Source organism: Gilliamella sp. LMG 34361, from assembly GCF_984569075.1.
The window spans coordinates 2,387,101-2,413,492 of the sequence record NZ_OZ474903.1; the positions used below are offsets into that span (position 1 = coordinate 2,387,101).

The window sequence follows — 26,392 nt, forward strand, 5'->3', positions numbered from 1 at the left end:
ATCAATTCTCATTAATGAAATATTTATCAGAATTAGCACCAGGTATTTTCACAACTACGTTTATCGTTCCATCTTCCAGGCATTCAAAATCAGTTGATTCATTTGGTTCAATAATAACAATATCACCAGCTTTATATTCTATATTATTCATTCTCACTCTACCTAAAATAATTAAGGTATATTCGGTCGCAATTTTATGAAAATGCTTCATTTCATGATCGCCTTTATTATATTTTTTCACTGCAACCTCAACATCATTTGTTTTGCAAATAGATGGTTCGAAATTACCTATAAACCAACCTTTAAACATATCATCAAGTTTTGCTACTTTCATTACTTACTTTCCTTAACATCTATTAATTCTGTAATATATTGAGCTAATTGCATTTCTGTTTTTAGAGGATGAAATTTTTCATTTGTAATTTTGTAGATTGAAACTTTTTTTTGTTTCAATATCATTTCATTTAAAGTTTGGCTTAAATAAAAAGCTCCATTAATCAAATTATCCTTTCGAATCACATTTTTAGCACAATCAACAAAGTCAGCGCCTCTTTTGTAATAATAAAAGGAGACCAGTGCATTTTTGCTTATAGGTTTTTTTTCTGAAACTTCTATTACCAAGTCATTTTCGTCTAATTTAACAAAAGAATATCTTGGATGAACAGAGTTAAAAGATACAACTCCAGCATCACTTTTATTTTCCCTGAAAAAGTTTAAAATATTTTCACTTGAAACTTCAATAAAATCATCAACTGCCAATAATATTAACTCTTCTTCATTATTTATATATTCAATTCCAAGCAGAGCGGTACACACTGCCCCCATAGTTTTATCATTTATGATGATAATTTCACTATCAGGCACTAATTGTTTAATAACCGAATCTACTTTAAAATTTTTTATATCTTCATCTTTAATACAAAATAGAAATTTCCTTGGATTTAATCCTCGACAGTAATCAATTTGTTTCTCAATTATCAATTTTTCATTAATTTCCGTTAAATAAAGAGGGTATTGTTCTCTATTTTTTTCAAAGTTTTGCCCACCCATTAAAAAGATGATTTGCATTAGTTATATCCCTCTTCAATTTCTAAAATTCGTTTTTTAATATTATCATAATTGACTTCATCAACTGTTTTAACTACCAACACATTAGCACCGGAAGCAACAGCGGCTTTAATACCATTTTCATTATCTTCAACTATCAAACAATTTTCTGGCTTGATATTCATTTTCGACATCGCAGTCAAATAAATCTCGGGGTCTGGTTTAGCATTCTTAACATCTTGATTGCTTAACATGAAATCAAAATAATCTGTCAATTTTGCATAATCCATCATCATTTCTATAGTCATTCTTATAGAATTCGAGCCAACTGCAAGCCTATATCCTTCCGACTTCAATTTTGATAAGGCATATTCATGATTAAAACGAGGGCGGCATAAATTTTGGATCATTGATACTGTATATTGTTGCTTCATTTCATTTATGAACTTATGAAGCTGTAAAGGTAAGCCTTTTTCTAAAGTTAATTTTTGTAACTTCATAGAGGTTGGTAAACCATCATAACTGGTTAAATGTTCAAACCTGCTTATTTCATAACCAAATAAATTTAAAGCCCGATTTAAAGCTTCATAGTGCCAATCTTTGGCTTCAATCAATACTCCATCCATGTCAAATAAAACAGCTTTAATTCTCATTGAAATACTCCCTCGCTTTTTCAGGAAAATCTGTACAAATCATTAGATTATCACTATGTAAAAATTTACTCTTTTTAATAATAGACCATTGATTCAAATTTTCTCTTTTATGTAATTCAGCTGAAACTAAGCAAACTTTTTTATTCTGTCCTAAAAGATTATCTATGACAGACCAATCATACCAATCAGAATTAAAGCAATCCAACCAGACACCTTCACATTCAGGCAATAAAACTGGTTGAATTAATAAATCATTTAAACCTGTAAAGACTTTAAGTTTATTTTTTAAGTGACAAACCATATCTGGTATAGACATATCAAAAGTAAAATAATTAGTATGATTATATTTTTCTAGTTTACTTTTAATATTTTCATATAAACCATCCGCTTTAATATTTAAAGCAAGCGGTAAATTTCTCCCCCTCATAAGGATTAATAATTCTTCAAAAGTTCGTTCATTACCTTTAGGCATATCATGAGCAATAACTATTTCACCGTTATAATCTCTCAAGTCTGTCTCTGTCCCAAAACCCATATTGAAACTTCGTCCGAAAGCATCAAAAGAATTTCTTTCTTCTAAAGATTTCCAATATCCTCTATGTGAAAGAACAATCATATTTTTACCTGTTGGGAAATTGGATGATTTATAAAGAAATCAAGATCCTTTGGTATTCCTAGACCATACATACCATTGTATTCTTCACCAATTCCATAAATGCCTATTTTTTTACCTTCTTTGATTAGATAATTATAACATGGACAAGTATAAAACTCATTATTAACTCTAATATTATCTTTGATCATTTGTTCAGCTGCTCGAACTAAATCTTTTCCTTTCGAAAAATTGAAAATACCAACTGTAGCATCTTCTGAAATAACTTTCTTTTCCGCTGTTTTAATAACAAAACCATCACTATTGGTTTTTGCATATGACCATTTTGGATCTTGTGATTTCATCGTCATGATCATACCATCTAAATTTCGTGAAAGTATAACATCCAAATACTCATTAATATCAAAATCGATATATTGATCCGCGTTAGCATTCATTAAGGGTTCATCATTATCGAAAAATTTTTTTGCTAATAGAGCAGTACATACTTGACCTTGAGTAATACCATTTATACCTATAATTTCTACATTTTTAGCATATGATTTTAATTTAGGTATTAAATCATACAGATCTATATGTTGTTGTTGGCAAATAAAAATAAAACGGTGATCGCAAGACGGAGTTAAATTATCCACTACCACTTTAATCATGGGAACATCATGAATAGGAATGAACGGTTTCGGTATAGAATATCCAGCATCTGCAAACCGGCTTCCTCTACCTGCCATAGGCAATACAATGTTTAACATTTGACACCCTTTACCATATATTAACATTATGTAATAATAAGGTAATATATTATCAGAAAATACTATTAATTTCCTGTTATTTTTTTTCTAATTTTTTTCCTTAAATTTTTATTATTTTTACCTAAAATAAAAATAGTAACTATTTTTGCGAAAATTTTTAATAATTTATAATATTTTAGAACCAAATTTAATTTAATTCTTTCAAAATCAAACTCTATAAATTTGTTTGGTTTCTGGATAACATGTTTATAATATAGCTGCTTCCATTCAATATGAGTAATACAAGAAAAATGATCTAATTTTCTATATAATTTAAATTTTTTAGGCGGTTTTAAATTAAAAAAGCGCCATTCTAAAAAAATAAAATTTGAAGTAAAATACTTTTCGGTAAACTTTATTTGTTTTTTTGTAGTAGGAAATCGATTACTAAAAGATACATTTATACCTTTTTTTCTTAAAAAACTTATAAAAATATATTGTTCAGGTGCATATTTTCTTTGCCATTCTCCATTTTCAAATATATAAAATTCGTCCGATTTAGACATTAAGTTGATATCAAATAAATCAAGCAAATCTAATTTCAAACCGAAAAAGGCTATATCTGAAGGATGATAGGCTAAATTAACATTATTAGGGTTACGTGAAAAATAGCTGCATGCTAAAACTTTATGTTTAAATAAAGCAAAATCAGGTTCAATTAAATTATATTTATCAAAAAAATTTAAAAACGAGTTTCCAGTTAATTGAAAATCTGTTCGCAATTTCATTACATATTTAGTTTTAGCCGCCCTAATTCCATTTAGACTTGAAAGAATCAATCTATTTACATTATTATATTTAACTTTATTTGAACTAGTGTGAATAAACCCTCCTGGATCTTGACTGTATATCAGTTGATCAAATTCTAATCCCGTTATGTCAGAATCATTCCAAGTGGACAATATAATTTTTGAATTGGGAAGAAATTTTCTAATGCTTAATAGTGTAAGCTTCGTAATATCAGAATGAATAACACCCTGAACAACAACAGAAATATCTTCAAATTTTATCATTTTTTGATTATTCATAAGTTATGATTAAGCATTTATATTATCAAAATTGTTTAATTTTATATTATATATTTGAGAGGTAAATAATTGTCCTTATCAGTCCAGAATCTAATCTTTTCTAAACTTCCAACCTAACTGTCGAACTTTAGATGTATCTATAACAGATCTGAAATCGTGACCAGGTATTTCAGAAAAATTCTATCTTTTTGTATTGGTAAATATTTATCAAATAATAGAACATATTTTTGAACCATATCAAGATTATTGATTTCATTATCGATTCCAATATTATATGTTTCACCACATTTTACTTTTTTAAAATAGAACATAAAGTTTTTGCGATATCTTGAAAATAAATACAATTGCGAATTTGTAACCCTTTACCATAAATTCTAATTGGTTTGCCTGATACAACATTAGTAATAATTGATGATATTAATTTTTCTTCATATTAATAAGGCCCGTTATAATTAGAGCTATAATTTATAATAGCATGTGTACCATAAGCGCGACACCATGCTGAAACAAGATGCTGACTTGAAGCTATAGATGCCAAGTAAGGCTTATTTTGAGTATAACATGAAGACTCATTAAACGATGAATCACGACTTTTCAATTCACCATATACCTCATTAGTATAAACATGAATAAAAAAATTACTTCTAATTTCCTTAGATGAATAAATCAAATAATTTGTGGTAACTTCATGTAGTATAAAAGTGCCCAAAATATTGTTCTTTATAAAAGTTGTTGGATAAGCTATCTAACAATCCATACGACTTTCAGCAGGTAAGAGAATCACTACGTTTGGGTGATATAACTTAAATACATGATCTAAATGATGTTGACTAAAAATATCAATTTTTCAAATATATATTTCTTACTGTAAGAAACACTTTCGATCCCTTTGAGATTTGCCGCATAAGTCAATTTATCAAAATTTATAACAAAATGTGGAGTATGTTTAATAATATATCGCACAACTGCAGATCCAATAAAACCGGCTCCACCCGAGACTAAAATCTTCATTGGCGTTTTTGATAAATTCGTCAACCTACCGTCCTATTCCATAATCCCGGAGTTTATTCGCTATCGCGGTATGTGATACGCCTAATCTTTTTGCGAGCTTTCTAGAGCTTGGATAATTGATATACAAGCTTTTTAAGACTTCCTTTTCAAATTGTTTAGTCATCTCATCAAGAGTTTTATTTTCGATATTATTGATTAACGATATCTGAGTCGAAGTTATCGCTGGTAGAACAATATCTTTTACCTTTAATTGCGATGATGTCAACTGAACTAATGCGGAATAAAGTACATTTTTAAGCTGTCTAACATTACCCGGCCAAGAGTACTGAGTTAAATAAGCAATAACATCTTGATTCACGGTTGGCGCATCAATGCCCTGCTTATTAGCAAATTCATCAATAAAAATATGCGTAAGTGTTGCAATATCTTCCTGACGCTCTTGTAGTGAAGGTAAATTTAAGGACAATACATTTAAGCGATAATAAAGATCTTTCCTAAACTTCCCTTGTTCCACCAACTCAGCTAAATCAACTTTAGTCGCACAGATAATTCTGACATCAACATAAACTTCGTTATCATCTCCTACTCTTCGAAAATATCCGTCATTAATGAAACGCAATAATTTGGTTTGCATTTGAAATGACATTTCATCGATTCCATCAAGTAATACCGAACCACCATTTGCTTGTTCAAAAAAGCCTTTTTTACCTTCTAGAACACCGAGATAAGCGCCTGCTGCATGGCCATAAAGCTCACTTTCAACAACCTCATCAGGCATAGCAGCACAATTGAGACCTAAAAAGGTGCGATCCCCCCTAGGGCTATATTGATGGCATGCGCTAGCCAGCAAATCCTTACCGGTACCTGTTTCACCGATAATTAGCAATGGTTCTCGTTGCATTGAAAATGTTTTAGCCTGAGCAATCAGTTTTTTCATTGGTTGGCTTTGTGCTGCGAAAATATCAAAAGCATGACTGCCAACAACATTAATCTTCGATAATCGTTTTTTTAAATATTCAACCGGTTGCAAAACAAAAGTAATTTTGAATGATTTACTAATTTTTTGCAACAAAAAATACTGGGAATCTAAAACAACAATTGTATCGTCATGCTTGGATAAATTAAATGTTATATCCAAATTGAATACATTTTGATAATCAAACTTTTGATTTAATTTTAATGAATTACTAGAAAATAGTGCTTTTGCAGCTTTATTAAAAGCAACCAATTGTGAATTATTATCGATTTCAATGATGGCTGCTTGCATGATAATCTTCCCACTTTTCATTCAATTTCATTAAATTATTATGACGAACTTGCCACTCATGACTCTTTATTAAGTCAGCATAACTTATTTTTGTACTCGTTAATAACTGTTTTGCCTTATCTTTTAATAACAATTGTTTTTTATTTAAACAATTTAATGCATCTAAAATAGCTAATGTGCCATTTCGATTATTACAAGCCAATAATAAATCACAACCAGCACTAAGGGCTGCTTTTGCTCGCTCAGCGTGATTACCTAGGATAGCCGCACCTTCCATCGATAAATCATCAGAAAATATAATACCATCAAAATGCAATTGTTGGCGTAACACCGTATTGAGCCAAAATGTTGATGCACTGGCTGGTTTATCATTAAATTCTGGGTAAATAACATGAGCAGGCATAATCGCATCAAGTTTCCTTCTAGCAATCAATTTTGCAAAAATCTGCATATCATTTTCAATAAGTACTTTCGAGCGATGATCAATTGGCGTTTCTTTATGAGAATCAGCAATAACATGGCCATGACCAGGAAAATGTTTACCGGTGGTTTTCATGCCCGCTGAATGCATACCATCAATCAAAGATGAAGCAACTTGATAAGCAATATTAATATCGGAATGAAAGGAGCGACTGCCAATCGCTAAACAATCGTGCCCCAAATCTAATACTGGTGCGTAACTAAGATCGATATCATAGGCAATCAATTCCATAGCCAGTAACCAGCCTGCATCAAATGCCAATGACTTAGCTTGATCCAGATTATTAAGTAAAGCAAAAGATTGTGCTGGTGGAATAAGGGTAAAGCCTTGCTTAAAACGTTGAACACGACCACCTTCATGGTCAACTGAAATCAATAAACGCTCAGGAGTTACGATGCGAATATGTTTAATGAGTTCAGTTAATTGTTTTGGACTATCAAAATTACGACTGAATAATATAATACCGGCAACCAATGGGTTTTGTAAAAGCTCTACATCGTCATTAGTCAACAACGTACCTTGTACATCGATCAATAAAGGCCCCATTATTTACCTGCTCCTTGAGCATTATCCAAGGTCCCATTAGGCTGAACATCTTTTGATGTTACACGTTGTAAAATTTCACCCGTTTGCGTTGAAAGTAATTCCATAGAAAGATCAGCATCAACATTTTCTGATGGAGCTTTATAAAGGGTTGTAAAAAGTACATATCCAGCATTCATTGATTTAGCCAGCCCAATCATTTTACTTCGTGAAACAAGTTTATCATCAACTGAAATACCTAACGCTTGTTTTGCTTGGATAATTGATTGTCTATTAGCGACAGCAAAAAAGTTTTGATTATTCATTAATTGATGTAGCGCGTCATCAACCTGGTTTATCGCTAAATAATCACCACTACGATTTTGAATATCGCTAATTAACAATAAGTTATTGCCACCAATAGAAGATGAAGATTGCAATATTTTATTCACAAACGGTGATAATATCGTATTCCAATCAGTTGTTTTTACAATTTGTGGAGGCGTATCAACGACGCCAGCATCATCAGGTGCTTCTATTGGTGCTTTGACTTCATTTTTCTGATTAAGACCTAGAAGTTGACATCCTGCTAAGCCAAAAGCCAACATACTCATTACGACGACACGTTTAAACTGTTTCATAGTAAGTTAACCTATTAATCGCCCTAAATTCTTACCGCCTAATAAATGCATATGAATATGAAAGACTTCTTGCCCAGCATCTTTATTGCAATTCATAATTAAACGGTAGCCACTTTCATCAATACCTTCTTGTTTGGCAATTTTAGATGCCACTACCACCATATGACCAAGCAGAGCTTCATCTGTTTCTTCTATATGATTGATGGTCGGAATCAATTTGTTGGGAATGATTAATATATGTGTAGGCGCTTGCGGAGAAATATCCCGAAATGCTGTAACTTTATCATCTTGATAGACGATATCTGAAGGAATTTCACGGCGAATAATCTTACTAAAAATGGTTTCTTCAGCCATATAAACACTCCTTAAAAAAATAGCTATTAACCTTAAATTTATATTCTGTTAAGAATAGCATACTTTAATAACAAAAATGTATAGATATCATTACATTTTTACATCTAGACCAAATTTTAGAAAAAAAATTGAGGAACGGGGTTTTTGTGGTTTCTAATATAGTCGTTTTTATGATTAAAATTATATTTTGCTTTAAAAAACCAAATTGCATTTTTATAATTTATTCGTTTGTTAAAGAAGTTAATTTGATATATAATGCGCCGTCGATTTCAACCGCCCAATTTTCATGTTCCTTGCTTTCAATGGGTTGCGGTTGCCCCGACAGAAAGCTGATTAATCCGTAGGGAGCGATAATGCGTCATTACGAAATTGTATTTATGGTTCACCCAGATCAAAGTGAACAAGTACCTGGTATGATTGAACGTTATACTGGTACGTTAACCACAGATGGTGGAAAAATCCACCGTTTAGAAGATTGGGGGCGTCGCCAATTAGCCTATCCTATCGAAAAACTGCATAAAGCACATTATGTGTTAATGAATGTAGAAGCAACTCAAGAAGCAGTAAATGAACTTGAAGATAACTTCCGTTTTAATGATGCAGTAATTCGCAGTTTAATTATGCGTACAAAACACGCTGTAACTGAAACATCACCTATGCTAAAAGCTAAAGATGAACGTCGTAGTTCAGAAGAAGATTATAGCGATGTAAACATGGACGATGATTCAGAAGAATAATCGTTTAGTTTTATCGGGATTGGTTACCAAAACCCCGATAAAAAAAATGAGTCCCAGTGGAATTTCACACTGCCAGTTTTATTTAGAACACGTTTCTGAACAAATCGAAGCAGGACTCCCCAGACAAGCATGGTGCTCAATGCCCGTTATTGTCAGTGGACAACAAGATTTGAGTTACAGTATTAAAAAAGGCAGCAAAGTATTAGTAAGTGGCTTTATTAGCACACATACTAAACGAGATAAAACTAGTCAATTAGTTTTACATGCTGACCAAATTAAACTATTAGGAGAATAGCCAAATGGCACGTTATTTCCGTCGTCGCAAATTCTGCCGTTTTACTGCAGAAGGCGTTAAAGAAATTGATTATAAAGATGTTTCTTTATTAAAAAGCTATATCACAGAAAGTGGTAAAATCGTACCAAGCCGTATCACTGGTACTAGCGCAAAATATCAACGTCAACTAGCTCGCGCTATCAAACGCGCTCGTTACTTGGCATTATTACCATATACTGACAACCATCAGTAATTAGCAACAGAGGGAACATATAATGCAAATTATTCTACTCGATAAAGTTGCTAATTTAGGCAGCTTAGGTGATCAAGTTAATGTTAAAGCGGGTTATGCTCGTAACTTTTTGATTCCACAAGGTAAAGCAGTACCTGCGACTAAAAAGAATATTGAATTCTTCGAAGCACGCCGTGCTGAATTAGAAGCAAAATTAGCAGAAACATTGAAAGCCGCTGAAGAGCGTGTATCTGAAATCAATGCATTAGGTAAAGTAACTATTACTTCCAAAGCAGGTGATGAAGGTCGTCTATTTGGTTCAATTGGTACTCGTGATATCGCTGATGCTGTTAAAGCTCGTGGTATTCAAGTATCAAAAAGTGAAGTTCGTTTACCAAATGGTGTATTGCGTACTACTGGTGAACACGAAGTGTTATTCCAAGTACACAGCGAAGCTTTTGCAAAAGTTATTGTTGATATTATTCCTGAATAATCACCAAATAATAAATAGCAATAAAAAACCCGTTTTTATAACGGGTTTTTTTATTACCACAAGAATCTATTATGTTTTTGCTGTTTTTCCCCTAAACTAGGATAGATTCGATACCAACCTGCAATTTATTCCTCTGTTTGACTATTGCTTTCAGATTTTGCTTGTTCTTCTTTATAAAGTTTGTTGTCATAAATTTTGACAAATGGTAGGTAAATCAACAATGCTAAAATTGCTGAAAGTATCGCAACAAACATAGCGCGATAATCACCACCGGTTCCTATAAATGCCCCTAATCCCATTGGTGACGGCCAAGGTATTAAGGCAATAATTGGTTTCATAAATTCAGTACTAATAGCAAAGTAACCTAAGGTACCACATGCCATAGGCGCTAATAGGAATGGTAAGGCAAGGTATGGATTATAAACTATCGGCATACCAAAAATAATTGGCTCATTGATATTAAAAATTGCCGGGACCGCTGAAGCTCGCCCCAAAATCTTTAATTGACTCGATTTAGCACAAAAAGCAATAAAGAAAGTCATAAGTAGCGTTGAACCTGAACCACCTAAAATTACCAAAGAATTATTGAACTCACCAGCAAATGGAATATGGGCTCCGCCAACGTTTTCATTCATATTACTAAGCATTATCGGAGTAATAAAGGCACCAATGATACTTGCACCATGAATACCAACCACCCAAAGTGCATGGATTAAAAATAGAATAACCATTATACCAAGCCAACTTTTAGTTAAATTAGTTACAAAGGTAAACGGAACACCAATAATATCAAAAATATCAGTACCAAAGTAAACCAAGATACCATTTAGGATGATAATGGTGAATGCGATAACAAAGGTGGGAATTAATGCAGTAAATGAACGAGAAACACCTAATGGAACGGTTTCTGGCATCTTAACCACCCAATTTCGACGAACACAGAGAAAATAAAGCTGTGTTGCAACAATTGCCATAACAATTGCAATAAAGATACCTGAAGTTCCTAATCTAAAAACAAATGGTTTTAAACGTAATCCATTAAATACTAATTCGCTTTGATCACTAAGTAATACCATTGCACCACTTTGCATAACCAATTCTGGTAAAGTCATAACAAAAGCGAAAACCGATAACATTGCACCATTAAGTGCGTTCACTTTTAAACCAGTTTCCTCTTCCTCAATTTTGGTTAATTCATAACCAACAACAATATTAAAATAGAGCGCTAATATCCCCATTGTTGCCGTATTAGCAATCATATAGAGATCACTTACTTTAAAAATAGTATTTTCAAAAAGGGTTTCTAAACCAGTAAATGTCATCGGTAATGTATTAAACACCAAAAACATCGATCCAACAATACAAAAAGGAACGGATGCCATCCCCGCTGCCATTACTGCCCGAACAATCTTAAACTGCGATATTTTTGCCATCGGAGTCATTAGATACTTTTGTAACAACACAAATCCGGTATTCATTTTGTTTTCCTCATTTAATTAATGATTTCTTGATAAGCTCGAATTCTTTTAAAATGTTTATCCTCATTACGCTCAATCTTCTTCAGTTTTAATAATATAAGAATTGTAAAAAATAAACTTACTGACAAAATTCCTAATAATATGTTTATCGCCTCTGGCGAATTTTTTAAAAATGGAAAAAAGAAGTGAAATAACGGAGTGAATATCGAAACTATTAACACTATGATTGCTATCAACATTATTCGATAAAACAAACTGGCATAACGCAAATAGTTTTTATGATTTCGGTAAAGCCTAATTTGCTCAAAGCTGGTTAACGTAGCAAGAACAATGAGCATAAGAGGTAGCACAAAAGCTATTGATAAGCTTCCCATCAAAAAAACCGCCCAATAAAGGTTAATAAACAGAAAAAATGCTGTGATATAACGAACCGCTAAAAAACGATTAAAATAGAGATTAGTCAAGCTGACTTTTTTATGCATCTTAAGTTGGCTTTCTAGTGGAGTATTCATCGCTAACCTCTTTATTGATTTGATAATTTATATATTTGTTTATACAGGTGGGACATTTCAATAGCAATTTCGCGTAACGTCATGGTGGTCATCAGGTGATCTTGAGCGTGAACCATAATGATCTCCATCTCAATTTTAGTACCACTTGCATAAGATTGAAGCAATTCAGTTTGCGATTTATGCGCTTCTAAAATCTCTTCATTCGCTTCTTCAAGTAATTGCGTTGCTTGTTCAAATTCAGATTCTCTCATTGCTTTAAATGCAAGGTGAATCTTAGTTTTAGCATTACCACTATGTAAAATAATATTGAAAGCGGTAATTTGAATATCCTCCGAGCTCATTATGTCAGTCATTGCTACGCTCCTTTTTCAATTAGTTGGATAAAAAGTGATTTAAACTGATTAAAATCTGAGATTTTTAACATTGCTTGTTGCATAGCTAAATCATCAATTAAATTGACAATCGCTTTGGTCATCATAGCTAAGTTGGAATTTTGATAAATGGATGGTGAAATCATAAAAACAAACTTGATGTCTTGGTAATGTTCATCCCAACATAATCCTTTAGGTATGATGGCAATCGCAATTTTAGCTATCTTACCGATTGGAATTGCAGGATGAGGAACCACTATGGTTGGACTAAAGATTATTTCACCAATTGACATCCTTTTATCCATTTGTTTTTTCATCTCTTGCTTGAAGTTTTTTGCTTCATTCACAGATAATGAATCAAGTAAATGATCTAACACAACCTGTTTAGTTGGCTTTTTTTGAAACAGACCAAAGTAATCCGCAGCAATTTCATCAAATACCTGAGCAAGATATTTCGAATGATTCTGTTTTTTATCATCTATTGGTAAGCCACTTTTAGGTAATGAACAAGGTGTTTGTCGATAAGATAGATATCGACGGATAGCTTGTACATCTTCCTCACAAAAGAATACTGAAACATGAAATACCGGGACTTTAAATACCTTGGAAGACAAATCAACAGAAGAAATTATAAAATCAATGTCATTTAACATATCTTGCTCTATTTCATAATAGCCACGTGTTGCTACAATTTTTACTCGCTCGTCAAATTCACTTTCCACTCGATTTTTAAGCAGTTGGGCACTACCAAGTCCGGTTGCACAAATAATTAATACCTTAGCTTTCTGTTCGTTTTTTAATTTTTCAATCGATGCTAAAAAGTGGAGTGCCAAATATCCCCACTCATCATCATTTACATCATATTTATTTAAATTGGGTAATTGGTTGACATAGCGCTTCACTAATCCAAAGACTTCACCATATTGGCTTTTAATTTCATCTAATAGCGGATTTTCTAATTTTATATTTTGTTCTAAACGTACAAGCATAGGCTTTATGTGCTGAATCAAACCATTTTTCAACTGTTCATCATGCCAAAAAGGATAACCGGTTTCTTGTTGTATTTTTAATAGTAAACCCGCTAGTGACGAGCCTAGCTCTCCATCCTCATTATCTTGGATTAAATTCGATTTACTCATTAAATGCAGAGTAAGGTACATTTGCTCTTCTTTTGGAAAATGAAAACCAATTATTGATTCAATGCGCGCAATGATTCGCTTCGCGACTTGGTATTCAAGTGTTGAATCAGAGGAAAGAGGCAAATCGAGATTTTGTATCGTTAGTCCTGATTGCAAACGTTTAATACTTAATGATAGATGCAAAACGATATTTTGAATCATAACATCTGATAATTTGATATTAGCCTCACGACATTCATCTAAAATGATAATAGTTAATGTATCGAAGCTAATGACTTCACAGGTTTGGTTGAAATAGGATAAATGGTGTAAAAAATTAATCGAATCTTCATGAAAAAAGTAACTCATAATAAAATGACGTTTGGCTTTTTCCTCACCATCAACATAAATTAACGAACGACTTTTTTTAAGGGTAAGCTCATAAGGTTGTAATTGCGATTTAATTTCTGCAATATCTTTATTTAATTGCGATGAACTAATAAAAAACTGTTCTGATAACGTTTCAACATCAATTTTTTGACTTTCTAGTAATAACAAGTTAAGAATATAGTGTTTTCGATCACTCGCTTCTCGACACTTAGATTGCTCAACATTTTTATCTAATAAATGATGTTCAATTAAAAATAAATTAAAATTAGTTCGATCTACAATTTCAAGTTGAAAACCATAACCTTGTTTACTAATAATATTGCCACCATTGTTTTCAATTAATGTCTTTAAATCTTTAAGATAAGTACGAACAGTACGATCTGATAACGATAATTCCGTTGCAAGCTCTTGACTACTTTTATAGCCATTTTTAGAACGAATTAATAAACTAATAAGTTCTCGTTGTTTCTGTTTTATCATTATCTACTACACCTTAACTATTAATAAAAATTATCTAAAAGTATTAAGACATTGAAACTTAAACTTCTTCTATGATGCGATTATTTAACTCAACAATCGCATCACATTAAGAATGGTAGAACTAAGATTTTCTTAAATTTTAATTAATATTGTCCTCAACTAATTTAGCTAATTGTTCAATGCCTGATTGAATCGGAATATATGCCTGAAAAGGAATACTGACAACAGGTTTACCCACTTCATCCCCTAACGCTTTCAATTTATCAAACATCATCATAGTTTGTGGACTAACCAAAAACAGTGAGAAATCACTATTTTTAATCTTATTACTGCCTTCTGTTGCAGATACCGCATCAAGCTCAATCGCTATATTTTTGTTTGCAAAAAATTCAGTTACCTTTTTAGCCATAAGTGATGATGACATGCCTGCTGCACAAATAATTAACGCTTTTTTCATAATTTCTCCTAATGAAGTTAAATCGTTATAGAGTTTCACCATTTGACTCAATGACTTTTTTATACCAAGCAAAAGAATCTTTACGGCTACGTTTTAAAGTTCCATTGCCTTTATTATCTTTATCAACATAGATAAAGCCATAGCGCTTTTCCATTTCACCTGTTCCTGCTGAAACTAAATCTATACAACCCCAAGGGGTGTATCCCATCAAATCGACACCATCTTCTTCAACAGCTAATTTCATTTGTTTGATATGTTCACGTAGATATTCAATTCGATAATTATCATGAACACTACCATCTGCCTCAACTTTGTCATAAGCACCAAAACCATTTTCAACAATGAAAAGTGGCAATCGATAGGTATCGGTTAGCCAATTTAATGTGTAACGCAAGCCTTCAGGGTCAATTTGCCAGCCCCAATCGGATTTTTTGACATATTGATTGCCGACTAAATCGGTTTTTTCGTTATAATCATAATGATCATTACCCTTATTGTGTCTAACCACATTCGACATGTAATAGCTAAATCCAATATAATCAACCGTTCCTTTAGTTAATACCTCTAAGTCTTGCGGGGTAATATCGAGTTTGATATTTTTACGTTGCCAATATTTTTGAATGTAATTTGGATATTTGCCGTGAACATGGACATCAGTAAAGAAGTACTTACGTTCCATCACTTTTTGAGCCATTAAAATATCACTTGGTTTACAAGTTTCAGGATAAATTGGTACTAGAGCAATCATACAGCCAATTTCAAAATCAGGATTAATCGCATGCCCAATTTGAACCGCTTTTGCACTGGCTACTAATTCATAATGTGCGGCTTGATACATGATTTCTTCACGATTATCGCCTGGTTTATAGTAAATACCTGAGTTAGTGAAAGGAGCAAAATCTTCATTAAAATTAGCTTGGTTATTAATCTCATTAAAGGTCATCCAATATTTCACTTTATTTTTATAACGATCAAAACAGACTTCAGCAAAGCGAACAAAGAAATCAATTAGTTTGCGATTACGGAAGCCACCATATTCGGTAACTAAATAATAAGGTAGCTCAAAGTGTGAAAGGGTAACAACTGGCTCAATGTTATATTTTAAACATTCATCAAAAAGATCATCATAGAACTTCAACCCCTCTTCATTTGGTTCAAGTTCATCACCTTTTGGAAAGATTCGCGTCCAAGCAATCGACGTTCGAAAACACTTAAAACCCATTTCAGCGAACAATTTAATATCATCCTTATAGTGGTGATAAAAATCGATTGCCTCGTGATTAGGGTAATACTCACCAGGAATAATACCTTCGGTGATTTTTCGATAACTTTTAGGCGACCCAACAGTCATCACATCAGCAACACTAGGCCCCTTACCACCAGCTTGCCAACCACCTTCCAATTGATGAGCGGCAACTGCGCCTCCCCATAAAAAACCTTTTGGTAAACCTTTATTATTCATAATCAAGTACCTATGTTTATTGACGATTTAAATTTAGTATAAAAGGAAAAATGAATAATTACTAACCTATATTTTCCGTATTGATAAGGAAAAATTAGGCATAATAAGGAAAATTTCATTAGGATAAAAGGATAAAATTCGCTTGTATTACTCCGATAAAAAAATAAGCCAACCATCAATGTTGACTTATTATTTTTGAACCTGATTATTCATAATCGTTCGAAACTGTTATTTTGTCACCCATTTACCATCTTCACCTTTGCGATACACTTTTTCAACTGCCGCCCAAGCCACTCGAAAAGCGACTTGTTCCGGATTACTGTTATCGCGTCGTTTTTTGGGATCTTGATACTCTTTTATGGCGCTATTAAAAGCCTCTTTAAAAATATCTTGAGCATGAGCAGGTAAGACATGTCGCACTGATTCTGGTAGGTCATCTCGTGTTTGATAAGGCATATCACATTCCCCTTTAAATTAATCATTCAATATGGATAATTCTAACGGTCATTGCGAACTTTAATTTAAAAACAACTGAACTTGAATTTAGTCTGATTTTACGGGAAATACAAGAACTATTAGGCAATAATTTGTCATTTAGATATAAAAGTGAATAAAGCGATGATAAATTACATCGCTTTATTGGTGATTTAGTTACTTATTCACATCAACCACAAAACGACCTTTAATTTTACCGGCGATCATTTCAGCGGCAACATCGGTGCATTCATTTAAGGTGATGGTGTTAGCTATATGTGAATATAGCTGTTCGTCCATATTTTGCGCAATTAATTGCCAAGCCGCAATCCGTTTATCATAACTGGCCATCACACTATCAACGCCGGCTAATGTTACTCCGCGTAAAATAAATGGTGCAACCGTGGCCGGTAAATCCATACCCTGAGCAAGACCACAGCAGGTGACAATACCACCATATTGGGTTTGAGCACAAATATTGGCTAAAGTGTAAGAACCTACCACATCGATCGCTGCTGACCATAACTCTTTTTGTAATGGTCGATTAGCCTCTTTCAAAGATTGACCATTAATAATTTCAACAGCACCGAGTTTATGCAGATAATCTTCATCAGTCACTTTACCCGTAGAAGCGGTTACCTGATAGCCTAACTTACTCAGTAGCGCAACCGTAACCGAACCAACACCACCTGTTGCACCAGTAACTAAAACCTTGCCATCATCTACTTTAACACCAAAATCAACAATACGCTTAACACATAAAGCCGCCGTATATCCCGCAGTACCGATAATCATCGATTGATAAGGGGTAAGATTTTTGGGTAAAGGGATTAACCAATCCGATTTTAAATAGGCATATTGAGCATAACATCCCCAATGCGTTTCACCACATCCCCAACCATTCAAGATAACTAAATCACCGACTTGATAACGACCATTTTGACATTCAATAACCGTACCTACTCCGTCAATTCCGGGAACCATTGGCCATTGTCTAACAATAGAACTTTTATTGGTCAATGCTAATGCATCTTTGTAATTGATACTTGAATATTGAATTTGAACTAAAGTATCACCTTGTTGTTGTAATAATTGTTGTTTAGTTAAGGTTTTTAATGAATGTGAAAACCCATTAACCTCATCTTTTTCTAAAATAAGAGCCTTGAATGACATAATGAATCCTTAATGCAGCTAGTAATAAAATCATAATAAATAGTCGAACTATCAAATGCAATAATTTGCCATTAATCACTTTATTCAATTAATAAAAAGCCTGATAGTTATCAGGCTTAATAGTAAAGGTTCGCCAGTTTTGGCATAAAAACAGAATTATTTTGTTTTTCGGCGTTTTACTTTTTCGGAAACTGCACCAATAAAGACAACATCACTAGATGAATTAAGTGCGGTTTCAACCGAGTCTTGAATGACGCCAATCGCAATACCGATACCAATAACTTTTGCTGAAATTTCGTTAGGTATACCAAACATACTACAAGCTACTGGAATAAGTAGTAACGAACCACCCGCAATACCCGATGCACCACAAGCACAAACACTGGCGACAATACAAAGTAACACCGCAGAAAAAATATCAATATCCATACCCATTGAGTATACAGTTGCTAAGGTCAAAACGGTAATAGTAACGGCAGCGCCAGACATATTAATAGTCGCCCCTAGCGGTACGGCAACCGAATAGGTATCTTCATCCATTTTTAATTTTCGACAAATTTCCATATTAACTGGAATATTTGCTGCCGAACTACGAGTAAAAAAGGCTGGAATAGCACTTTCTTTTAATGAGGTAAACACTAATGGATATGGATTTTTACGCATCACCAAAAATGCCAATAGTGGATTAATAATTAACGCAACTATCAACATACATGAAACTAACACGATCAATAAATGTGCATACTTAGTAAGCTCACCAAAACCTGTTTCAGCCAAGGTAGAAGCAACTAAACCAAATACACCAATTGGCGCAAACCGAATAATAATTTTAACAATAAACGAAATAGCTAAAGAGAGATCGTTCATCATTGTTTTGGTTGTTTCGCTCGAATGCCTTAGTGCAATCCCAATGCCTACCCCCCATATAATAAGACCGATATAATTAGCATTAACCATTGCATTGATAGGGTTGTCTATCATCTTATCCAACAATGTTTTTAATACCTCAAGAACGCTACCTGGCGGCGTTAATTTATTCTTATCAATTGAATCCCCTAACGAAATTTGTGAAGGGAAAATAAAACTAGCAACTGTAGCAAGTAAAGCTGCCAACATCATACCAGCAAAATAAAGTGCAAGTAATTCACCCATATTGGCACGTTTGCCATGTTGATGATTCGAAATTGAAGCAATAACTAAAATGATAACCAAAATTGGCGCCACTGATTTCAACGCATTAATAAATAATGATCCAATAAAAGACATATCTAATGCAACTTCTGTAGAAACCGCTGCTAACGCGATACCTAAAAGCAAACCTAAAACAATTTGTGGAATTAGCCCTACTTTAAAATAAAAACGAACCAAAGGATTGGTTGAATGAGTCATGGTTTTTCCTTATATAACAATATAACGCCAAAACATTACCATAAATAAATCTTAAAACTATAAAAAAATTATTATGATAACTATTTTTTATATAGCATTATTCAATTATTAAGATTAGTTATTCCTTAGTATAAATAAGGAGATTTAATAATGAAGAAATGGTCACAATTATATAAAAAAGTTGAGGAAAGGGGGTTTTGAAGGTAAAAATAAGTAACTAAAAAGGGAATATAAATTGGCTTGATGCCATAGTATATAAAATAAATCCTTCTAACTTTACTAAATAGAATTATTGATAAATAATCCTAAACAAGATAATAACACCAGTTATTTTCAATTAACTTTTATGCTAGAGGTGCTGATGATGAAAAGGATAAAATTAAATAATGGTATTGAAATGCCTATTGTTGGATTTGGAGTATATCAAATTGATGAAAAGCAGTGTCAGCAAGCGGTATTGGATGCAATTGATGTTGGTTATCGTCTGATTGATACCGCAACGGCCTATCAAAATGAACGCCAAGTAGGCGATGCGATTAGAGTTAGTGGAATTAACCGAGATGAGCTGTTTATCACCACCAAACTTTGGTTAAATCGGGCTAGTTATGAAGGTGCTAAAATCCAATTTGAGCAATCCTTAAATTTATTACAAGTAGACTATATTGATCTGTATTTAATCCACCAACCTTTTGGTGATATTTTTGGCGCTTGGCATGCGATGGAAGAACTTTATGAGCAAGGTAAAATCAGAGCAATAGGTGTTAGTAATTTTAGGCCGGATCGTTTAGCCGATTTAATGGCATTTAATAAAATAAAACCGGCCGTAAATCAAATTGAAGTTAACCCTTTTAATCAACAATTACAAGCAGCACCTTGGATGCAAAGTAAGACTATTCAGCCGGAAGCGTGGGCGCCATTTGCTGAAGGAAAGAATGATATCTTCAATCATCCAATTTTAACTGCAATTGGAAAAAAATATAATAAGTCGGTTGGGCAAATTATTTTACGTTGGTTAATTCAACGGCAAATTGTCTGTTTGGCTAAATCAGTTAGAAAAGAACGTATGATGGAGAACTTTAATCTATTTGATTTTCAACTATCAAATAAGGATATGATCGATATTACCGCAATTGATACAGCAACCAGTGCATTTTTTTCACATAGCGATCCGGCCATTGTAGAGTGGTTGACTCAACGCCGACCAAATATTTAGTTTTAAAATATTTACTATGTGTAGAAAAAAGTTATAAAAAAGCCGATATTTAGCATACAATATCGGCTTTGTAAATTTATTGTGATTTTTTTCACACTTACCATTTAGCTCGTATGCCAACAGAAGCACTAACAGGAGCTTTCACTCTGGCATCACCACCATGAGTCCAGGTATGCCCTATTTCGCTATATACATTGATTTGATTATTGATTTCATAACTGCCGCCAATTGCTAATTCCGAACTTAAATATTTACCCCCATTACTAAATTCGCTACTACCATTTTTACAATCAAATTTAATATGATCCGCACCATTTGGAGAATAGAAAAGGTTTACTCGTGCGTAAGGGCGCAATATAGTGTCTTGAGTTTTATAATTACCTTCTAACCTTGTACCTAAACGGAATAACCAACTATTATTATCACTATGTTTTACAGTGGTTTTACCACTGATATGACTATCTTTTAAATCAAGCCATTGATGGATTATTTGTACTTGAGGCTCTAGTTTCCAATTGCTCTCCATTAAAACAAAGGGTTTGCCTGTTTCAATCGATGCGCTCAAACCTTTAGCTTTTTGTTTACTATTTTTATTTCCATTTGGATTGAGATCAACTCGATGACGAACTCCTTGTAAAACCATATCAATATAACTACCATCATTCTGCATATAGGTACTATATGCACCTAAAAAGTAGGAATTTATCTCATTTTTACCCACTCGTTTATATTTACCACTAGCGAAACCATCAACACTTAAATCACCATTTAAGTAACCAAAATAAGCCCCAATTCGCCAATCATCATTCTGCCAAATATCACTGCCTAATTGGAAACCGCTATAGTTTCCTTTGCTATGCGCATTAGCGATGCCATTTTGTTTTAAATTCACTCGTTTGGTAATAATTCGCCCCCAACTTATTGGCGAATTCAATAATGGCACATTACCGATGCGTTGGTGCAGATTGCTCTGCATAAGATTATCCGCAAGACGAAGCTGTGCAGCAACAGCCCCAAACAATGGAACCTCTTTACGATAGGTTATCTGAGGTACCGGTTTACCTGGTTCAGGGTCAATAGTTGGATTGGTCGGATCCGTTGGGTTAGTCGGATTTGTTGGGGTCGTTGGGTTCGTTGGATTGGTCGGATCCGTCGGGTTAGTTGGATTCGTTGGATTGGTCGGATCCGTCGGGTTAGTTGGGTTCGTTGGATTAGTCGGATCCGTTGGATTCGTTGGATTAGTCGGATCCGTTGGATTCGTTGGGTTCGTTGGATTAGTCGGATCCGTTGGATTCGTTGGGTTCGTTGGATTAGTCGGATCCGTTGGGTTCGTTGGATTCGTTGGATTGGTCGGATCCGTTGGGTTCGTTGGATTCGTTGGATTGGTCGGATCCGTCGGGTTAGTTGGATTCGTTGGGTTCGTTGGATTAGTCGGATCCGTTGGATTCGTTGGGTTCGTTGGATTAGTCGGATCTGTTGGGTTAGTTGGATTCGTTGGATTGGTCGGATCTGTTGGGTTAGTTGGATTCGTTGGATTGGTCGGATCCGTCGGGTTAGTTGGATTCGTTGGGTTATGCGGTAAGTAAGAACGCAAATACCAGTTATTATTTTGGTTATTAATATCACCTTTATGTAAATAATATTCATAAGCACCGACATCTAAATGTTCTGTTTGCATTCTAAATGCATCATTACTACTGGTACCGCCAACATGGATTAATTCAATACCATTGGTATTACCTGTATCAGCACCTAAACCATTAATATCATTGATTTGTATCCATGTGTTGCCTGAAACATTACCATTTACTAGTAAGCGATCGGTAGCACTATCACTATCTTGAAGGACTGTATCAAAAATTATTTTACCGCCATTGCCTATATAATCGCCTGTAACCGTTAAACGGTCACCTGTAAAAGCATTATTAAGATTAATTGAACCAGCGTTATTGACGCTACCAGTAATTATAGATTGGTGCAGACCTGATTGCAGTTCAACTATTGCACCAGAATCAAGCGTCAAATTATCAGCATTTAAATTACCGGTTAACGTTAATTTACCGCTACCGCTCAAATTAATATTTTCCCACCCCCAAATAGCCACATTATTTAGCGAACCATCAGAGGTGGATGAGCCAATAAGATGCGTATTCAAATTTAACGTATCAATATCAGAAGAGCCTGCAACACGAGTAAATTTATTACCGCCATCAACCATAATCAGTTGCGATATATCTGCACCTTCATTAATAAACAAGGTATCATTACCAGTTCCAAGTACAATTTTACCACTGATTTTTGCACCATCATTTAAAGAGATTATAGAATCTGTTTTATCATTTTTAATCGCAATACCGCTAGCCGATGAAACATCTGCACCTTGATTCAGATTTATATAGGTTTTAATCCCTTCTCTACCATTACTATTTATGGCTATTCCGGATGTACTATTGTTGGCGATTACTTTACTTGATATATCGATTTTGGTGTTACCACTAGCATTATTGAATACAGAAATCCCCTTATCAAAGCCACTAATAACCCCATTTGTTTGTTGCAATAATAGATCCTGTGCGCTACCATAATTAGCGGCAACAATTCCAGAACCACCTATACCAGAGACATCGCCATCAATAAAAATCTCGGTCGAGCGCTGACCTCGATTTGCCAAATTTACACCATTATTTCCACCTTGAATAATACTATTAGTGGTTTGCTTAAATATTAACTCATTAGTGTTAAACTCATTACCTGCCATAACGGCATCTAAATTTCTGCTCGTAACTTTACCCGCAATGTTAATAGTAGTTACACCTTGGCCACTATTAGTAAGATTAAAACCACTAGTTTGCCCAATAATCTCACTACCTTCAGTTTGATCGATAATTAAATCAGAACTATATGAGCCATTATTCACCCAAACACTGTCATTATTACTTACGACTTTACCCGCTAAACTGATCAGTGTTGAACGTTGCCCATCATTAGATATATTGAATCCATAATTATTGGCATTGATTTCACCTCCTGCTTGAATAATATTAATCTCCTTACTATTGCCTCTAATTGCCGCGGTAATCCCATCTTTCTCCTCAGCGACTATTTTACTTTTTGTAGTGATATTCGTTGCACCTTGACCTGTACTGATTATATTTATTCCATTTTCCTTACCTTGAATATTACCAGCTAATTGATCAATTTTAATATCATTTGTATTTTCATAATTTACTACAGTTATTCCATCATTCTGTGAGCCGATAACGTTACCAGAAACACTTACCGACGTAGTATTTTTACCACTATTAAACAAAATAATCCCATAAGTGTTACCTTTAATATTCCCACTGTTTTGAGAAACCGTAATACCTTGACTATTTTCACCATTAACTACTAAAATACCATTATCTTGAGTACCTATAATGTCGCCATCTGCTGTTATTGTCGTGGTATTAACTCCATTATTATCAATATTTATTCCGTCTAATTTACCTTGAATACTTCCTCCAGACTGAGTAACACTTGCTTCTTGGCTATGTCTATAGTTGTTAATATAGATACCATAATGCTGACCACCAATAACATCACCATTGGTATCAACAGTGGTTGACCCTGTGCCATAATTTGTTAGAGAAATTCCATTTAGACCACCTTGGATACGCCCTGATTCTTGTTTAACTATAATATTTTGGGTATTTGTTTGAATCGTGGCATTGATACCATTACCATTTTCACCAATCACGCTACCTGTGGTAGAGATAATTGTTGAACCTGTTCCATTATGGTTAACATTAATACCATCTGTATTACCATGAATTTCACCTGATGCTTGAGAAATAGTAATATCCTTGGTATTAGTATCAGCAGCAGCTATAATGCCAGAATTAATATTGCCAGTAACATTACCTTTGATAGTTACATTAGAAGAACCAGTACCTCTATGGGTAATATTGATACCAGCGTTTTGACCATAAATCGCGCCACCATTTTGATTGATAATGAGATCACGAGTATTAGTTCCATTGATTATACGAAGCCCATCATCCCCAGAACCTGTCACTGTACCGTTAGTGTTAATTTCGCTTGAACCATTACCTTGATTAGTTAGAATCATGCCATAACTTAACCCTTTGATATTACCATTCGACTGTTCAACCTTTAAACCAGTCGTGTTTACCCCACTAAATACAGACATACCTTCTTGATGTTGGCCTTCAATATCACCCATAATAGAAATAGACGTTGTTTCATTGCCATTATTAACAATACCAACACCAGATCCTTTTCCTATAATGGAACCTGCTACCTGATTAAAGGTTAATTTGTGAGTATTCGCAAAATTAGTAATAGATACCCCAGAACTTTGATTAGCCACTATCTTACCGGACGTTGTGACTATCGTTGAACCATTGCCACTATTAACAGCATTGATGCCGTTTGCCAAACCATTGATCTCGCCTGATTTCTGACTAATGGTTAAATCATGAGTGTTGGAATTGTTATTGGCAAAAAGACCGTCATTTTGTTTACCGATAACTTTTCCCGCTACCGTGATAGAAGTTGAACCATTACCAAAATTATTTGCTTTGATTCCATTAAGTGCACCTGAAATTAAACCACGATCTTGCGAAATAGTTAAATCGCCTGCATTTTGTTCATTAGTTGCATTAATCCCTTCTTTCTCATCACCAATGACATTGTCATTAGTATCAATATTTAATTTGCCTTTTCCTTTATTATCAGCATTAATACCATTTTTTTTGCCATGAATATCACCCGATGATTGAATTATATTTAATCCCTGAGTATCTCCATCATTCACAGCCAAAATACCATCAAGATCATCACCTATCACAGAGCCAATGGTCGATATCATTGTGGTACCATGACCATAATTAACCGCATTAATTCCATTTGATTTTCCATGGATACTGGCATCAATAAGCTCCATGATATTCAAATCATGAGTATTATTTGAGTTTACCACATGTAAACCATCGTTTTGCTTACCCGTGACATCACCCGAAATATTAATCGTTGTAGAGCCAGAACCATTATGGCCAAGATTGATTCCGTTTTTACCACCAATGACCTCACCAGCATACTGAGTTAAACTAAGGTTATCAATATTATTATCACTCATGTATCTATAACCATCATCATTAGACTCAACATGATCAGGAATATTTAACTCTATGGAATGACTAAAAGTAGATATATTAAAAAAAGGGTTAATAGAATTACTAACGAAATCATTATTCGTTAGTTGATAAGTAACATTTTGGGTAAATAGGTTATTGAAAGGTGAGTTCTCATATTGGGCATAGCTAGCTGGAGTTATGGCTAAAGTTAAACCAGCAACTGATAATAAATTAATCAGAAATAATCGTCCTTTAGATTGCGATTTTTCTGATGCCACTACATAAGCTTGACGACGTGCATTCCAAACTAACTTATATATTTTATTCATTATTTCCTCTCCCAGAATAAGTCCATATTGGTCAAACCACATCATTATTTGAAAAATTAAATAGCGAATTAATAAGCAATAAGGATAAGTGCTTTTCTATTTGTTAATTATTGCAAAGAGATCAATGCTAATGATGGAACTTGCAAAAAATCTTAAAATAAAAGGCTTAATTTATGAAAACATGGAAAAATTAATAAATAATTTAAAGTAGAAAAAGAAAAGTTATATTGTTGATGAATTGGTCACATAAAAGAAACTAATCCAGTT

The 26,392-nt window shown here is 33.7% G+C and carries 26 protein-coding genes and 1 pseudogene; 5 read left to right on the plus strand and 22 right to left on the minus strand.

Translation table 11 applies throughout. The features are described from left to right. Position 1: 1 nt before the first annotated feature. The 12 genes and pseudogenes from AC5LXI_RS11305 to AC5LXI_RS11360 form a co-directional block, all read right to left on the minus strand. A complete protein-coding gene (locus AC5LXI_RS11305) occupies positions 2–334 on the minus strand; it encodes a hypothetical protein (protein ID WP_493442422.1) in 333 nt (110 codons plus the stop codon). Then, positions 334–1,068 carry a glycosyltransferase family 2 protein gene (locus tag AC5LXI_RS11310; protein ID WP_493442423.1) on the minus strand — a complete coding sequence of 245 codons (735 nt, stop codon included), beginning with the start codon at positions 1,066–1,068 and terminating at the stop codon, positions 334–336. Before AC5LXI_RS11310 ends, AC5LXI_RS11305 begins: the two co-directional genes overlap by 1 nt. Beyond that, complete coding sequence (locus AC5LXI_RS11315) at positions 1,068–1,700, minus strand: HAD family hydrolase (protein WP_493442424.1); 633 nt, start codon at positions 1,698–1,700, stop codon at positions 1,068–1,070. The genes AC5LXI_RS11310 and AC5LXI_RS11315 overlap by 1 nt, the downstream gene beginning before the upstream one ends. Further along, positions 1,690–2,316, minus strand: coding sequence for a PI-PLC domain-containing protein (locus AC5LXI_RS11320; protein WP_493442425.1), 627 nt, complete (start codon positions 2,314–2,316; stop codon positions 1,690–1,692). The genes AC5LXI_RS11315 and AC5LXI_RS11320 overlap by 11 nt, the downstream gene beginning before the upstream one ends. Next, the gene (locus tag AC5LXI_RS11325; RefSeq protein ID WP_493442426.1) at positions 2,313–3,062 is read right to left on the minus strand and encodes a glycosyltransferase family 2 protein; all 750 of its coding nucleotides are present in this window, start codon (positions 3,060–3,062) and stop codon (positions 2,313–2,315) included. Before AC5LXI_RS11325 ends, AC5LXI_RS11320 begins: the two co-directional genes overlap by 4 nt. 65 nt (positions 3,063–3,127) lie before the next feature. Beyond that, positions 3,128–4,129, minus strand: a complete 1,002-nt coding sequence (locus tag AC5LXI_RS11330) for a WavE lipopolysaccharide synthesis family protein (RefSeq protein ID WP_493442427.1) — start codon at positions 4,127–4,129, stop codon at positions 3,128–3,130. Between the two features lie 289 nt (positions 4,130–4,418). Then, a pseudogene (locus tag AC5LXI_RS11335) lies at positions 4,419–4,874 on the minus strand (NAD-dependent epimerase/dehydratase family protein). A gap of 71 nt (positions 4,875–4,945) precedes the next feature. Then, positions 4,946–5,140: an NAD-dependent epimerase/dehydratase family protein gene (locus AC5LXI_RS11340; protein WP_493444298.1), complete on the minus strand. Its 195-nt coding sequence runs from the start codon at positions 5,138–5,140 to the stop codon at positions 4,946–4,948. Positions 5,141–5,165: 25 nt separating this feature from the next. Continuing rightward, on the minus strand, positions 5,166–6,428 hold the full coding sequence (locus tag AC5LXI_RS11345; RefSeq protein ID WP_493442428.1) for a sigma 54-interacting transcriptional regulator: 1,263 nt from the start codon (positions 6,426–6,428) through the stop codon (positions 5,166–5,168). Then, positions 6,388–7,434, minus strand: a complete 1,047-nt coding sequence (gene nagZ / locus AC5LXI_RS11350) for a beta-N-acetylhexosaminidase (protein ID WP_493442429.1) — start codon at positions 7,432–7,434, stop codon at positions 6,388–6,390. Before nagZ ends, AC5LXI_RS11345 begins: the two co-directional genes overlap by 41 nt. Further along, positions 7,434–8,051 carry an LpoB-related protein gene (locus AC5LXI_RS11355; protein WP_493442430.1) on the minus strand — a complete coding sequence of 206 codons (618 nt, stop codon included), beginning with the start codon at positions 8,049–8,051 and terminating at the stop codon, positions 7,434–7,436. The genes nagZ and AC5LXI_RS11355 overlap by 1 nt, the downstream gene beginning before the upstream one ends. Before the next feature lie 6 nt (positions 8,052–8,057). Beyond that, positions 8,058–8,405 (minus strand): HIT domain-containing protein, encoded by a 348-nt coding sequence (locus AC5LXI_RS11360; RefSeq protein ID WP_493442431.1) that lies wholly within the window; start codon positions 8,403–8,405, stop codon positions 8,058–8,060. Positions 8,406–8,758: 353 nt separating this feature from the next. Here AC5LXI_RS11360 and rpsF point away from each other — a divergent pair, with 353 nt between their 5' ends. Genes rpsF through rplI form a run of 4 tightly spaced genes read left to right on the plus strand, consistent with a single transcriptional unit; the run spans position 8,759 to position 10,141 of the window. Beyond that, entirely contained in the window at positions 8,759–9,142 is a 384-nt protein-coding gene (gene rpsF / locus AC5LXI_RS11365) for a 30S ribosomal protein S6 (RefSeq protein ID WP_034882519.1), read from the plus strand. Next, a complete protein-coding gene (gene priB / locus AC5LXI_RS11370; RefSeq protein WP_493442432.1) occupies positions 9,126–9,437 on the plus strand; it encodes a primosomal replication protein N in 312 nt (103 codons plus the stop codon). The genes rpsF and priB overlap by 17 nt, the downstream gene beginning before the upstream one ends. Positions 9,438–9,441: 4 nt before the next feature. After that, a complete protein-coding gene (gene rpsR / locus AC5LXI_RS11375) occupies positions 9,442–9,669 on the plus strand; it encodes a 30S ribosomal protein S18 (protein WP_025314965.1) in 228 nt (75 codons plus the stop codon). 22 nt (positions 9,670–9,691) lie between these two features. Continuing rightward, on the plus strand, positions 9,692–10,141 hold the full coding sequence (rplI, locus tag AC5LXI_RS11380; protein WP_034882514.1) for a 50S ribosomal protein L9: 450 nt from the start codon (positions 9,692–9,694) through the stop codon (positions 10,139–10,141). Between the two features lie 125 nt (positions 10,142–10,266). Here rplI and celB read toward each other — a convergent pair whose 3' ends face one another. From celB to sstT, 9 genes are all read right to left on the minus strand, one after another. After that, complete coding sequence (gene celB, locus AC5LXI_RS11385; RefSeq protein WP_493442433.1) at positions 10,267–11,619, minus strand: PTS cellobiose transporter subunit IIC; 1,353 nt, start codon at positions 11,617–11,619, stop codon at positions 10,267–10,269. 14 nt (positions 11,620–11,633) lie between these two features. Beyond that, positions 11,634–12,131 carry a hypothetical protein gene (locus tag AC5LXI_RS11390; protein ID WP_493442434.1) on the minus strand — a complete coding sequence of 166 codons (498 nt, stop codon included), beginning with the start codon at positions 12,129–12,131 and terminating at the stop codon, positions 11,634–11,636. 11 nt (positions 12,132–12,142) lie between these two features. Next, on the minus strand, positions 12,143–12,484 hold the full coding sequence (locus AC5LXI_RS11395) for a PTS cellobiose transporter subunit IIA (RefSeq protein ID WP_493442435.1): 342 nt from the start codon (positions 12,482–12,484) through the stop codon (positions 12,143–12,145). 2 nt (positions 12,485–12,486) lie between these two features. After that, entirely contained in the window at positions 12,487–14,490 is a 2,004-nt protein-coding gene (locus AC5LXI_RS11400) for a BglG family transcription antiterminator (protein ID WP_493442436.1), read from the minus strand. Between the two features lie 139 nt (positions 14,491–14,629). Continuing rightward, positions 14,630–14,947: a PTS cellobiose transporter subunit IIB gene (locus tag AC5LXI_RS11405; RefSeq protein WP_110423304.1), complete on the minus strand. Its 318-nt coding sequence runs from the start codon at positions 14,945–14,947 to the stop codon at positions 14,630–14,632. A 25-nt stretch (positions 14,948–14,972) separates the two neighbouring features. Then, positions 14,973–16,409, minus strand: a complete 1,437-nt coding sequence (locus AC5LXI_RS11410; protein ID WP_493442437.1) for a 6-phospho-beta-glucosidase — start codon at positions 16,407–16,409, stop codon at positions 14,973–14,975. A 228-nt stretch (positions 16,410–16,637) separates the two neighbouring features. Continuing rightward, positions 16,638–16,865, minus strand: coding sequence for a ChaB family protein (locus AC5LXI_RS11415; RefSeq protein WP_034882497.1), 228 nt, complete (start codon positions 16,863–16,865; stop codon positions 16,638–16,640). Between the two features lie 195 nt (positions 16,866–17,060). Next, a complete protein-coding gene (gene acuI / locus AC5LXI_RS11420) occupies positions 17,061–18,056 on the minus strand; it encodes an acrylyl-CoA reductase (NADPH) (RefSeq protein ID WP_493442438.1) in 996 nt (331 codons plus the stop codon). A 156-nt stretch (positions 18,057–18,212) separates the two neighbouring features. After that, a complete protein-coding gene (gene sstT, locus AC5LXI_RS11425; RefSeq protein WP_493442439.1) occupies positions 18,213–19,445 on the minus strand; it encodes a serine/threonine transporter SstT in 1,233 nt (410 codons plus the stop codon). 364 nt (positions 19,446–19,809) lie between these two features. Between sstT and AC5LXI_RS11430 the strand changes: the two genes are divergently transcribed. Continuing rightward, positions 19,810–20,658 carry an aldo/keto reductase gene (locus tag AC5LXI_RS11430; RefSeq protein WP_493442440.1) on the plus strand — a complete coding sequence of 283 codons (849 nt, stop codon included), beginning with the start codon at positions 19,810–19,812 and terminating at the stop codon, positions 20,656–20,658. Positions 20,659–20,755: 97 nt separating this feature from the next. On the opposite strand, the gene AC5LXI_RS11435 is transcribed toward AC5LXI_RS11430, so the two are convergent. Then, positions 20,756–26,125 (minus strand): autotransporter outer membrane beta-barrel domain-containing protein, encoded by a 5,370-nt coding sequence (locus AC5LXI_RS11435; protein WP_493442441.1) that lies wholly within the window; start codon positions 26,123–26,125, stop codon positions 20,756–20,758. Between the last annotated feature and the right edge of the window lie 267 nt (positions 26,126–26,392).